Genomic DNA, 12893 nt, shown 5'->3' on the forward strand with positions numbered 1-12893 from the left:
GAAATTCTGTTTATTGACCAACAAAAATAAAATGATCCAGCGCAGGTTCAATAACTCAAAACTACAATTGTAACTCTCAACTTCCCTCTTATTTGTTTGCGTTAGGTATTGCAGCGGCATCCTTTTAAAACGAGGCTGAGCTTGTCGAAGCTTCGTGTTAAAAGATCAAGCGGAAAGCCCGGCCCGAAGGGCAACGCCCAAACCAGAAAAATCATTGAGCTATTCAAAAATCAATCTGCCCTCGAAGTGTTCGGTCACATTAACTTCTGGCGGTCGATTTACAGAAATAATATCGCCATAACTAAAAAGATCGGCTTTTAATGATTGCTGCGGATTGATAATTAGCTTATTCGTCCCGCGGTGCAACAGGTCATAATGCTGTACGATGAGATCTCTGGCTTCCAGCCGCGAGTCACCTGCAGCAAAGAAGCCGTCGAAATTTTCCACCTTTCCGGTAAGAAAGAAATGCGAATAATTATCGCTGGTGATACGGAAGTTCTGTACCTCCAGATCCAATTTAAAATCGCCATTGGTATAGACTTCTATATCCTTATCCTGGTTTTCTGAAACCAGCCATAGCTCATCCAAGCGGAGAGTTCCAACACTTTCTATCATCAAATTTCCTGCATGTCTCAGGTAAGTAAGATCGGGAACAGTGACGTAAACTTTGGTGATATTAAAATCCCGCACAAAATTACAATCGTTCTCGTTTCGTAAAATTAACTGACCGTCGATCACTTCAGCCGAAACCTCATTTCGAAGATTTTCACCGGTTTCCACAACCACTTTTTGCTGTTCACCCTGCTCAATAAACAATTTGATCTTGTCATACACCAGGATCTCGTCAAAGCTTTCAAGCACTATTTCTTCAGAAGTGATCGCGCCAGCTTTCTGAAAACAGTCATTGGCATCTTCAGAATCACAACTCCAGAGAACTATTCCGAAGAATATAAAAATTAGCTTTTTCATAATCTGTAACCTATTGAAAATTCTACTGCTTCCGCATTTGCACCATGGGATCTAACTGTGACCGAAGCCCACCAGTCTTTAGAAAAATCACGTTGTAAACCCATTCTGTTATAAACTCTATCTACGTAATCATCATATGGATAGTAAGCATAATACCCAAGATGGGTGATCAGGGACATTTTATTAAAAGTGAGTTTGTGACCCAAAAATAATCCCACTCGCTTAGCATCCTCATCGCCTGAAGTACCTTTCTGCGGAAATGCTACCGACTGATACCTGATAAATTCTTCCAGGGATCTTGAGAAAAATAATTCTGCTCCTCCCTGCAATGTGCTTTTACGATTCAGCACCTTATCTGCATACGCTGAAACCGTTAAAAATGGCAACCTTGGAGAACCAATCACCCCTGAAGTGTTCACACCACTTCGAACAGCGAAATTATAATGAAAAGGTTCGGTATATTTTTCCTTCTCTCCTCTTGGAATATAGTCAGGATGCTCTTTATGATCCAGCAGGTAATTAAGCCCTACGTTAAATGTGAAGGTATTGGTACTATGATTTGGAGAACCCATATCTGCATTGGAATAATGAATGATGGTGACCCCGGCATTCAGTCCCAGTCCACCCACGATCTTTTCCTTATGAATATTTCCCATCAAATAGGTAGAACTCAAAAAGCGGGTCCCGTAGGCATTATTCTGATAATTGGTATCAGGATCGTAAGGATTGGTGGTGTATGCAATCCCCTGACCAATTCTAAACATCAGCAATCGCTGCAGGAAATAGAAACTAAAATGACCGTAAACAGAATAATTCTCACCGAGATACTGATTTTTCATATTCTGATAGATAAAAGAATATCCAAAATCAGGATAATTATACCTGCTTTCCCATTTTTCGAGTCCGTAGGTTTTCCGGTTCACACTCAGTAAAAAACCTTCCTGATGTTCATCGATCAAATGCGCAATATCCGGGTTATGTTCAAGGATACTTCCATAAAAATAACTGCCATCGAAGGAATAATATTTTTCAGGTTTTTCTTCCTGTGCCTGTATGTACAAGCTGAAAAACATGAGGAGAGCGGGGAGAATTCTTTTCATACGGAGACAAATCTAACATATTTACGAATATTATTCCGTTAGAGTTTGAACTTAGAAAACCGCTTCGGCAATCTGCCTGATATTGGTACTTTTTCCCATGGAGTAATAGTGCAAAACAGGCGCTCCACCTTTAATTAATTCTTTGCTTTGCTGGATACACCATTCTACACCAACCTGCCGGACCTCTTGATTATTTTCACATTTTTCAACTTCGTGAATCAAAGCTTCCGGAAGATCCACATGAAATCTATGCGGCAGTAAACTCAATTGTTTTTTAGTCGCCAATGGCTTCAATCCCGGAATAATAGGCACGTTGATCCCCTGATCGCGGCATTTTTCAACAAATTCGAAATAACACTGATTATCAAAAAACATCTGGGTTACCACATATTCTGCTCCTGCATCTACCTTTTGTTTTAATCGCCGAACATCAGAATCTATACTTGGAGCCTCCATATGTTTTTCCGGATAACCAGCAACGCCTATACAAAAATCTGTGTTATGTCCTTTTTCAATGACCTCATCCAGATATTTACCTTCGTTCATATCCCTAATCTGTTCCACCAGTTCACTGGCAAATTGGTGTCCGTTTGCTTCCGGCTTAAAATAAGTTTCGCTTTTTACTGCATCTCCCCGAAGCGCCACTACGTTCTTGATCCCAAGAAAATCTAGATCGATCAAAAAATTTTCGGTGTCTTCCTTAGAAAAACCTCCACAAAGAATATGAGGTACCGCATCCACTCCATATTTGCTTTGGATAGCCGCACAGATCCCAACCGTTCCGGGCCGTTTTCTAACAATCTTTTTCTCCAGGAGTCCGTTTTCACGTTCAGAATACACATATTCTTCACGATGATATGTCACGTCTATAAATGGCGGATTAAATTCCATCAAAGGATCGATATTTTCGTAAATAGAATTGATATTAAATCCTTTTAAAGGCGGAAGGATCTCAAAGGAGAATACTGTTTCTCCTATTGTTTTCTCCAGATGTTCGGTAATCTTCATGATTTTGGTAATAATGTTAATTTGTGCGTTGCCCTTCGGGCCGGGCTTTTCGCTGTATCTTTTAGCTCGATGCTTCGACAGGCTCAGCCTCGCACTAAAAGGATGCCGCTGCAATCCCTAACGCAGATTTTCACTTCACATTTTTCTCCATTCTGAACCTGTTCCAGAATCTTTAAAGAAGCTGAAATCGATGATTCACGGAATTGAATTAATTCAGCTTCACTGACATCTTTTCTGACTTCATTAATTTTCTATTGGCCTAAATACTAAATTCTCCAATCTTTATACTAGTCCGCTATATTCGGATTTAACCATTTTTCGGCTTTGAGATAATCAATTCCTTTTCTTTCAGCATAATCCTGAACCTGGTCTTCTTTGATTTTTCCGAGACCAAAATATTTAGCTTCAGGATTGGCAAAATAATAACCACTAACACTTGCCGCAGGCCACATCGCCAGGCTTTCTGTAAGCTCTACGCCGATTTTTTCCTTTACTTTCAAGATTTCCCAGATCGTTAGTTTTTCCAGATGATCAGGACATGCAGGATACCCCGGAGCCGGCCGAATTCCTTTATAATTTTCTTTGATCAGGTCTTCATTACTCAGATTTTCATCGGAAGCATAACCCCAATCTTCAGTTCTAATTTGTTTATGCAGGTATTCTGCAAAGGCTTCCGCAAGTCGGTCGGCCAGCGCTTTGATCATGATCGAATTATAATCATCGTGCTCTTTTTCAAATTGTGCGGCAAGCTCTTGAGTTCCAAAACCGGTACTCACACAAAAACATCCAATATGATCTTGAATTCCTGAATCTTTCGGCGCAATAAAATCTGACAACGCGTAATTTGGCTGATCTCCATGCTTTTTCAATTGCTGGCGAAGCGTTCTGAAAATCGCAGTTTTATGTTCTGAATCTTCAGAATAGCTGACTTCAATATCATCGTCATTCACAGAATTAGCTTCAAAAAGACCAAAGATCGCTTTTGCTTTCAGTAGGTTTTCAGATAAAATTCGCTGCAGTAAAACCTGCGCGTCATCAAATAAATTTTGTGCCTGTTCGCCAACCTTTTCATCTTTCAGAATATCAGGATAGCGACCATGCAGATCCCAGCTTCTAAAAAATGGACTCCAGTCTATATAATCCACCAGTTTCCTCAGATCAAAATCTTCAATGATCTGGATTCCCGGTTTATTCGGCTTCAAGATTTCGATTTTGTCCCAGTCGATCTGAAATTTATTCTTTCTGGCTTCTTGAATATTTAGAAAAGATTTGACCTTACTTCTCTTGCTAAAGTTCCTCCTGAAAACCTCATATTGTTCTTTCAGTTCGGTCTTATACTTTTCCCGGGAACTTTCTTTTAAAAGATCTCCGACCACGGTAACAGCGCGGGAAGCATCATTGACGTGCGCTACCGCATGTTTATATTGCGGATCAATCTTTACCGCTGTATGTGCTTTGGAAGTGGTCGCGCCACCAATTAATAACGGAACGGAAAACTCCTGCCGCTCCATTTCTTTGGCCAAGAAAACCATTTCATCCAGCGATGGAGTAATAAGTCCGCTAAGACCAATCACATCTACATTCTCTTTTTTGGCCGTTTCGATGATCTTTTCCGGAGGCACCATCACACCAAGATCTATGATCTCATAATTGTTGCAACCTAAAACAACCGCCACGATATTTTTCCCAATATCATGTACATCACCTTTTACCGTGGCCATTAAAACCTTTCCAGCCGATTGTCTTTTATTAGATTTATCGGCTTCGATAAAAGGAAGCAGATGTGCGACTGCTTTTTTCATCACCCTTGCCGATTTCACTACCTGCGGAAGGAACATTTTTCCATTTCCGAAGAGATCACCAACCACATTCATCCCGATCATCAAAGGACCTTCAATCACATCCAGAGGTTTTTCTGCTTCAATACGGGCCTGTTCAATATCTTCTAAAATATAGGCGTCCAGACCTTTTACGAGCGCATGCGTAATTCTTTCCTGCAAAGGTTTTTCACGCCAGGACAGATCTACTTTATTTTCCTTTTTTCGTCCAACGACATTTTCAGCAAAATCCAGTAAACGCTCGGTAGCATCTTCCCGACGATCCAAAATCACATCTTCGACATGCTCCAGCAGATCTTTCGGAATCTCATCGTAGACTTCCAACATTGAAGGGTTCACGATCCCAATATTCATCCCGGCTTTGATCGCATGATATAGGAATACCGAATGCATCGCTTCGCGAACCGGGTTATTCCCGCGGAAAGAAAAAGAAACATTACTAACTCCACCACTCACACTGCAATGCGGTAAATTTTCCTTTACCCAGCGCGTACCTTCGATAAAATCGATGGCATTTCTTTTATGCTCATCCATTCCCGTTCCCACCGGGAAAATATTGAGATCAAAAATGATGTCTTCGGGTGAAAATTTTACTTTGTTCACCAGAATATCATAAGACCGCTTCGCTATTTCGATTCGGCGTTCATAATTATCTGCCTGTCCGGTTTCATCAAAAGCCATTACGATCACGGCGGCACCATAACGTTTTATTTTTTTGGCATTTTCGATAAACTCCTGTTCTCCCTCTTTAAGGCTAATGGAGTTCACCACGCATTTGCCCTGCACCACTTGAAGTCCTGCTTCAATAATTTCCCATTTTGAACTGTCTATCATTATAGGAGCACGGGAAATATCCGGTTCAGCCACCAACAGATTCAGGAATTTCACCATTGCTTCTTTGCCATCGATCAACCCATCATCCATATTTATATCGATGATCTGGGCACCATTATCCACCTGTTCGCGAGCGACATCCAATGCTTCATCAAATTTTTCTTCCTTGATGAGTCTAAGGAACTTTTTAGATCCGGCGACGTTGGTTCTTTCTCCAACATTGATGAAATTACTATCTGGTGTGATCACCAGTGGTTCGAGTCCGGAAAGTTTTAAAGGTCTTATTTCTGACATATTAAGCGCTTTCAGATTGAAGTTGTGGTAAAACTCGCGGTTTGTAATTCGAAGCAATTTCAGCAATTGCTTTAATGTGTTTTGGAGTTGTACCGCAGCATCCACCAAGAATATTTACCAGACCTTTTTCCAGATATTCTTTGATCTGCGAGGCCATTTCCTGTGCATCCTGATCATATTCGCCAAATGCATTAGGTAAGCCCGCATTAGGATAGGCCGAAACTCCCGAATTCGCATACCGGTTTAGAACCTCAAGATGCGGAGTCAATTGTTTTGCACCCAGAGCGCAATTAAAACCAACACTTAATAAAGGAATATGTGAAACCGAAATAAGGAAAGCTTCTGCTGTCTGACCCGATAACGTTCTTCCGGAAGCATCGGTTATCGTACCGCTTACCATAATTGGAATATCAACATTCAATTCCTCTTTTAATTCTTCGATCGCAAAAAGAGCAGCTTTCGCATTCAACGTGTCAAAAACGGTTTCTACGAGAAGGACATCTGCACCTCCTTCAATAAGCGCTTGCGCCTGTTGCTTGTATGCTTTCCGAAGTTGCTCAAAAGAAATGGCGCGATAGCCTGGATCGTTTACATCTGGACTCATACTCGCCGTTTTATTGGTAGGACCAATTGCTCCCGCTACAAATCTTGGTTTTGAGGGATCTTCAGCTGTCACTTGTTCTGCCACACCTTTGGCGATTCTGGCCGATTCAAAATTAAGCTCGTAAACGAAGTCTTCCATTTGATAATCGGCCATAGCGATGGTAGTTCCGGAGAAAGTATTGGTTTCCACAATATCGGCTCCGGCATCAAAATATTTTCGATGGATAGTGGCAATAGCTTCAGGTTGAGTAAGGGAAAGCAAATCATTATTTCCTTTTAAAGAAACGGGCCAGTCGGCAAAACGTTTTCCGCGGAAATCCTCTTCAGAAAATTTATATTCCTGAAGCATGGTACCCATGGCACCGTCTAGTATTAATATTTTTTGAGAGAGTAACTCTTCTAATTTCGACATGATTATTCAAATAATACGATATCAAAAAAAGAAGACTGGAAAGAATTCTGATTGTTATCTATCCGAGACTGAACTCAGTAGAATGTAGCACCTTCTCCAAAGGAGGGTTGCTAAGGTTTCACAGGGTCTAATCCCTCAACCTTTCTTGATAACGAATGTTAGTAAACAATGAACTTACAAGACAAATATAGGGTTCAGCCTCTAAAAACCAAGGCTTTTGGCAAAAAATTAATCTGATAATTAATAAGAACAATTTCCGCTTTGCTGAACCTTCAGTAAATTATTCTCACTCAATTCCTTCAGAAATGATTTAAATTCTTCTTTCATTTCCTTGTTGGAAAGAGTAATTTCAAGATCTCTCTTTTCTCCAGATATATGGGTAAAATATAAATGATTCTTATTTCCGTAGATCGTATGCTTCCAGAAACTGGCATATCCTACATAGTCAAAACCAAGATCCTGTAATTCTGTGATCTTATATGTTTTTGATTCGTTCTCTTTTATAATAATGATCTCATCGCGAGTGATCTTTAAATAGCCTAGGTGCTTCGGTTTTAGAAAGCTTTGCCCTAGGGCGATAAACATGCAGATAACATACACCACATGTGCGGAATGTAACAGCCAGGGATTTTCCGGTTTCCAGACATACGCGATCACACCGCTACCCAGCAATAATAGGGCTACCAGAATACGGACATTCCAGGAGGGATCCCAGGTTTTTACAATTTTCGTTTCAAACGAATTCACTAAAGGATTTTTTCAGAATTAAGGCTTACACTATAAGATATCTCCGCAGCTTTTTCCAGCATTTTCGAAACTGAACAATATTTATCCATCGATAGTTTTACTGCTCTCTCCACTTTTGCTGCTGGAACGTCACCCTTCAGAATAAAATCAAGATGAATCTTTTTGAAAACATTAGGAATAGCGCCATCTTCACGATAACCATCCACCTCAACTTGAAGATCTTCCAGTTCATGATTCTGCTTTCTCAGGATCATCACAATATCTATACTGCTACAACCCGCAATTCCCCTTAACAGGAGATCCATGGGACTGGCTCCTTTTGGCTCTTCATCAGATTTGTTATCCAGCAACACTATATTCCCACGCTCATTTACCGTCTCGAACAGATAGTTCTCATTGATTCTCTTTAAGCTGATCTTCATTTTTAAAATTTTCAATAAATATAGGAATTCTCACACTTCTGAAGAGTAACCTTAGTTACTAAGATCTTCTAAACACTAATACTTTTAACCACTTCTCGTTTCGCTACTTTTTTAGTTCCGTCAAATCCTTCCACACCTCCAACAGTAGTGTACTTTAAAACATATTTCTTATCCGGATAAATTCGTTGATAAGCACTCTGACACATGATCGCCGCCTCATGAAATCCGGAAAGGATCAGTTTCAGTTTTCCTTTATAGGTATTCACATCGCCGATCGCGTAAACTCCGGGAATGTTGGTTTGATAATCATAGGAATTATTAACTTTTATAGCATTCTTTTCGATCTCCAGTCCCCAGCTGCCAATTGGGCCCAGTTTTGGAGATAATCCAAAGAGCGGGATGAATTCATCCACTTCCCTGAACTCTTCGCCGCGAGCATTGTCTTTATGTCGAATAACCACCTGTTCCAGCTGATCTTCGCCTTTGAGTCCGACTACCTCTGCATTGGTGATCATTTCAATTTTTCCAAGTTTAGCCAATTCTGAAACCTTTTCTACGGAATCCAATGCTCCACGGAATTCTTCCCTTCTGTGTACCAGTGCAACTTCTGAAGCAACATCAGCTAAATAAATAGCCCAGTCTAAAGCAGAGTCACCGCCACCGGCAATTACTACTTTTCGATCGCGATATCTTTCAGGATCCTTGATAAAATAGGAAACTCCCTTATCCTCAAAATCTGCAATATTGGGAATTGGAGGTTTTCGTGGCTCAAAAGAACCGAGTCCGCCCGCAATTACCACAACAGGTGCATGATGCTGAGTTCCCTTATTCGTGGTTACAATGAAAGTCCCGTCATCCAGTTTTTCCAGAGTTTCTGCTCGCTCGCCAAGTGTAAAACCTGGCTTAAAAGGTTTTATTTGCTCCATTAAATTCTTAACAAGATCACCCGCAAGGATCTCTGGAAACGCCGGAATATCGTAAATAGGTTTTTTAGGATAGATCTCAGAACACTGTCCGCCTGGTTGAGGCAGGGCATCAATAAGATGCGTTTTTAGTTTTAGAAGTCCCGCTTCGAATACGGTGAACAATCCTGTGGGTCCTGCTCCAATGATCAGGATATCTGTTTTAATCATTTTTCTCCTTTTTATATATTAAAGACTCAGTAATACTATTCATTTGTTCCACTTTGGCTTCGAAATCACCTTTAATGGATTTTCGGTATTCATTCAAATTCTCCACCATTCCGTTCACATTTTCGGGAATTACTTCTTCAAAAAACTGTCGTAAACGCTTTGCGGTTGTTGGTGATTTTCCATTAGTGGAAATTGCAATTTTCACATGCCCCTTATTAACAATCCCGCCCATATAGAAATCGCATAACTCCGGTGTATCTGCGATATTCGCCAGTAAAAATCTTTTTTTTGCATCTTTATACACCCTTTTATTCAGTTTTGCATCGTTTGTTGCAGCGATCACAAAATGTCGCTTCTTGAGATATTTTCGTTTATACCTTCCTTTCGTCAATTTAGCTCCGTGTTTCTTCGCCAGTTCTTCAGTTTCCGGTAAAAACCATTTTGCGACCACCTCGACATTCGCATTAGGACTGGATTTGAAAAGAAAGTGAAGCTTTTCATTACCTACATTGCCACCTCCAACAATCAGGATATTTAGCTGATTTACTTTTAAAAAAACCGGGTATAGTTCGTTTCTTTCTTCCATTCTAAGCAGCTCCAATATTTACAAATTCCTTTTGCTTCGGAAGACTTTTCACATTCTTATATACATTCTGTAAGGCACTGGCTTCCTTGACCACCTCGCCAATCACGATGATCGCCGGTGCTCCCATATTTTTTTCTGAAACGATCTTCTCAATAGTTCTCATAGTCCCATATCCGGAATTTTCATTTATAGTAGTGCCATTCTGAATAATTCCTACAGGCACATCCTGCTTTCCAAAAGCACTGAAGATCTCTACTATCTCCTTCAATTTTCCCATTCCCATGAGGATTACTACGGTTGCCGTAGATTGTGCTGCCAATTGCACGTCATTAGATAATGTCTTCTGGGAAGTGGTTCCTGTTATTACCCAGAAACTTTCAGAAGTGCCTCTCTGTGTCAGCGGAATTCCAACATTCGCCGGTACCGCAATGGAAGAGGTAATTCCAGAAACAACCGCAGTTTCCAAGCCATGCTTTCGCGCATAGTTGATTTCTTCAGACCCTCTTCCGAAGATAAAAGGATCGCCGCCCTTCAGTCTAACCACATGACCGCGTTCTAAGGCATACTTTACAATAAGTTCGTTGATCTCGTCCTGTGGGAATCGATGCTTATCTTTCCTTTTTCCGACGAAAATATGCTCAGCTTGTGGGGCGTATTCCAACAAATCACGATTTATTAAAGCATCATATAAAACGACTTTTGCAGATTTTAACGTGTTTAACGCCTTTACTGTGATCAATTCCGGATCACCGGGACCCGCGCCTACTACGGTTAGTTTTGCTGAATTAAACATCCTGTACCTCCTTCGTTCTATAAGCATCTACTCTATTCAGAAATAACTGCGCATCCTCTAAATACTTTCTGGCAAAGTCTTCGCTGGGTTCATGCTGGTTTAACTGGTATGTAAATTCTTTAAAAGTGGTCGCTAGATCGATCTTGCCAGTTTCAACGAATAGTTCATCGAATTGCGCAATGATTCCAGCCTGGGTATTCGTCTTTACATCTTCAGCCAGCAGCAAGGCTTTCGCTGAATTTACTATCGAAGTGTACGCGTGATAGATACTGTCTGCCCAGTCCTTTCGTTTCAACGCAGATTTCGCATTATCGATCTTCTCTTCACTTTCAAACAATAATGTTGCAATTAGATCAATGACCACCCCGGCGCATTCCCCTACTCCTACTGCCTTTATGTATGGAGTTTCATGACCCCAGTCCACAAACTCATTTTCGGAAATATTTGAAGTATCTGCCAGATCTTTCAGCAAGTCATAGAAATAGGTTTTCTCTTTACGATCATAGTACTCGACAAATTTTTCCTGCGCTTCAGAACTCGCTTCAAAATCGTTCAGTATGATCCTTAATGCTTCAGGACCACGTTTACTGGGAACTTTTACAAGTTTATCTGCAAATTTACCCTGTCCGTTTCCTAAAGTTCCGCCACCAAGTAACACCTGAAGTGCCGGTGCGACCGTTTTTCCGACCTTTATAGACATTCCCTGAAAACCAATTTCAGCCATATTATGCTGTCCACAGGCATTCATACAACCACTTATTTTGATAGTTATATCTTTTCCATTAGTGAATTGCGGATATTCTTCTTTGAGAACATCTTCCAGCACATCGGCAATACCAGTGCTGCTGGCAATACCAAGATTACAGGTATCGGTGCCCGGACAGGCAGTGATGTCTACAGTCTTATTGTATCCAATTTCTGCATAACCCAGTTTTTTAAGTTCAGTATAGAAAAAAGGCATAAAATCCTGCCGAACGTGCCGAATCAAAATATCCTGTCTTAAAGTTAATCTTAACTCGTTACCTGCGTATTTTTTAATTAGATCTGCCAGCTGCCTCGCTCCACGAGTATAAAAATCACCAAGCGGCACACGAATTCCAATAGCGAATAATCCTTCCTGCTTTTGAGCAAAAACATTGGTTTGCTTCCAGTTTTCAAATTCTTTCTCATCTTCGATTTCTGCGGAAGGAACCTCAACTTCCTGCAATGCTGGAGCTGCTTCGAATTTTTCAATTTCAAATACCGGCTGCTTCTGCGAAAGTGCGGTTTTTTGCTCATCGACCAGTTCCATAAATGCCTCTTTTCCTATATCCTTCAGAAGAAATTTCATTCTTGCTTTTAGACGTTTAGCTCGTTCTCCATGCCGGTCAAAAACCCGGAGTACACCTTCAATTAGAGGTATGATCTCTTCCGCAGGTAAAAAGTCATATAACTCATCTGCATGCCGGGGTTGTGAGCCCAGACCGCCACCAAGCATTACTTTGAATCCGCGTTTTCCATCCTTCAGCTTGGCGATAAAACCAAGATCATGTATATAACTAAGTGCAGTATCTTCATCTGAAGAAGAAAAGGACATCTTGAATTTTCTACCCATTTCCTGGCAGATGGGATTCCGAAGAAAAAATTGAAAGGCAGCGTGTGCATACGGTGAGACATCGAAAGGTTCATTGGGATCTATCCCGGCGGTTGGCGAAGCTGTGATATTTCTTACCGTATTACCGCAGGCTTCTCTAACAGTGACATCATCTTTTTCCAGTTGAGTCCAAAGCTCGGGAGTCCTGTCCAGGCTCACGTAATGAATCTGGATATCCTGCCTGGTTGTGATATGCAGTCGCCCCTTTGAAAACTCATCTGAAACATTTGCGATCCGGTGTAGTTGTTCTGAAGTCACCTTTCCAAACGGTAGTTTTATACGAACCATTTGAACTCCAGACTGTCGCTGTCCATATACTCCGCGTGCCAGGCGCAGGCTACGAAACTTCTCTTCATCAGCCTTTCCTTCTCGAAAAAGCCGGATCTTTTTTTCTAAATCCAGGATGTCTTTCTCGACAACGGGATTTTCAATTTCGGTTCTAAAACTTTGCATGATCTTGATTATTTAAATGAAAAAAGTCCTTTTAAGAATGACACTTAAAAGGACTTTTATAATTCAGT

The 12893-nt window shown here is 40.8% G+C and carries 11 protein-coding genes and 1 riboswitch; all 11 genes read right to left on the bottom strand.

Translation table 11 applies throughout. The annotated features are described in order from the left end of the window. Positions 1–219: 219 nt before the first annotated feature. A complete protein-coding gene (locus ACSHZO_RS10995) occupies positions 220–969 on the bottom strand; it encodes a head GIN domain-containing protein (protein ID WP_298248238.1) in 750 nt (249 codons plus the stop codon). After that, positions 966–2069, bottom strand: a complete 1104-nt coding sequence (locus tag ACSHZO_RS11000) for an acyloxyacyl hydrolase (protein ID WP_298248239.1) — start codon at positions 2067–2069, stop codon at positions 966–968. The genes ACSHZO_RS10995 and ACSHZO_RS11000 overlap by 4 nt, the downstream gene beginning before the upstream one ends. A 51-nt stretch (positions 2070–2120) precedes the next feature. Further along, positions 2121–3077, bottom strand: coding sequence for a methylenetetrahydrofolate reductase [NAD(P)H] (metF, locus tag ACSHZO_RS11005; protein ID WP_298248240.1), 957 nt, complete (start codon positions 3075–3077; stop codon positions 2121–2123). Positions 3078–3364: 287 nt separating this feature from the next. Further along, entirely contained in the window at positions 3365–6043 is a 2679-nt protein-coding gene (metH, locus tag ACSHZO_RS11010) for a methionine synthase (RefSeq protein ID WP_298248241.1), read from the bottom strand. A gap of 1 nt (position 6044) precedes the next feature. Continuing rightward, positions 6045–7058, bottom strand: coding sequence for a homocysteine S-methyltransferase family protein (locus ACSHZO_RS11015; RefSeq protein WP_298248242.1), 1014 nt, complete (start codon positions 7056–7058; stop codon positions 6045–6047). Positions 7059–7109: 51 nt separating this feature from the next. Continuing rightward, positions 7110–7213, bottom strand: a riboswitch (SAM riboswitch). An 85-nt stretch (positions 7214–7298) separates the two neighbouring features. After that, complete coding sequence (locus tag ACSHZO_RS11020; RefSeq protein ID WP_298248243.1) at positions 7299–7805, bottom strand: hypothetical protein; 507 nt, start codon at positions 7803–7805, stop codon at positions 7299–7301. Then, positions 7805–8227: an OsmC family protein gene (locus ACSHZO_RS11025; RefSeq protein ID WP_298248244.1), complete on the bottom strand. Its 423-nt coding sequence runs from the start codon at positions 8225–8227 to the stop codon at positions 7805–7807. The genes ACSHZO_RS11020 and ACSHZO_RS11025 overlap by 1 nt, the downstream gene beginning before the upstream one ends. Positions 8228–8295: 68 nt before the next feature. Continuing rightward, on the bottom strand, positions 8296–9360 hold the full coding sequence (locus tag ACSHZO_RS11030; protein ID WP_298248245.1) for an NAD(P)/FAD-dependent oxidoreductase: 1065 nt from the start codon (positions 9358–9360) through the stop codon (positions 8296–8298). Further along, positions 9353–9946, bottom strand: a complete 594-nt coding sequence (locus ACSHZO_RS11035) for a precorrin-2 dehydrogenase/sirohydrochlorin ferrochelatase family protein (RefSeq protein ID WP_298248246.1) — start codon at positions 9944–9946, stop codon at positions 9353–9355. The genes ACSHZO_RS11030 and ACSHZO_RS11035 overlap by 8 nt, the downstream gene beginning before the upstream one ends. Position 9947: 1 nt before the next feature. Continuing rightward, positions 9948–10739 (bottom strand): uroporphyrinogen-III C-methyltransferase, encoded by a 792-nt coding sequence (cobA, locus tag ACSHZO_RS11040; RefSeq protein WP_298248247.1) that lies wholly within the window; start codon positions 10737–10739, stop codon positions 9948–9950. Continuing rightward, positions 10732–12825, bottom strand: coding sequence for a HEPN domain-containing protein (locus ACSHZO_RS11045; RefSeq protein WP_298248248.1), 2094 nt, complete (start codon positions 12823–12825; stop codon positions 10732–10734). The genes cobA and ACSHZO_RS11045 overlap by 8 nt, the downstream gene beginning before the upstream one ends. Positions 12826–12893: the final 68 nt, after the last annotated feature.

The sequence above is a fragment of the Christiangramia sp. 3-2217-3z genome, from assembly GCF_051195275.1.
Classification (GTDB): domain Bacteria; phylum Bacteroidota; class Bacteroidia; order Flavobacteriales; family Flavobacteriaceae; genus Christiangramia; species Christiangramia marina.

Bases quoted from the DNA above. Each gene is read 5' to 3' on its own strand.
- ACSHZO_RS11015 (WP_298248242.1), bottom strand. From the start codon at position 7,058: ATGTCGAAATTAGAAGAGTTACTCTCTCAAAAAATATTAATACTAGAC.
- cobA (WP_298248247.1), bottom strand. From the start codon at position 10,739: ATGTTTAATTCAGCAAAACTAACCGTAGTAGGCGCGGGTCCCGGTGAT.
- metH (WP_298248241.1), bottom strand. From the start codon at position 6,043: ATGTCAGAAATAAGACCTTTAAAACTTTCCGGACTCGAACCACTGGTG.
- ACSHZO_RS11030 (WP_298248245.1), bottom strand. From the start codon at position 9,360: ATGATTAAAACAGATATCCTGATCATTGGAGCAGGACCCACAGGATTG.
- ACSHZO_RS11045 (WP_298248248.1), bottom strand. From the start codon at position 12,825: ATGCAAAGTTTTAGAACCGAAATTGAAAATCCCGTTGTCGAGAAAGAC.
- metF (WP_298248240.1), bottom strand. From the start codon at position 3,077: ATGAAGATTACCGAACATCTGGAGAAAACAATAGGAGAAACAGTATTC.
- ACSHZO_RS10995 (WP_298248238.1), bottom strand. From the start codon at position 969: ATGAAAAAGCTAATTTTTATATTCTTCGGAATAGTTCTCTGGAGTTGT.
- ACSHZO_RS11035 (WP_298248246.1), bottom strand. From the start codon at position 9,946: ATGGAAGAAAGAAACGAACTATACCCGGTTTTTTTAAAAGTAAATCAG.
- ACSHZO_RS11025 (WP_298248244.1), bottom strand. From the start codon at position 8,227: ATGAAGATCAGCTTAAAGAGAATCAATGAGAACTATCTGTTCGAGACG.
- ACSHZO_RS11000 (WP_298248239.1), bottom strand. From the start codon at position 2,069: ATGAAAAGAATTCTCCCCGCTCTCCTCATGTTTTTCAGCTTGTACATA.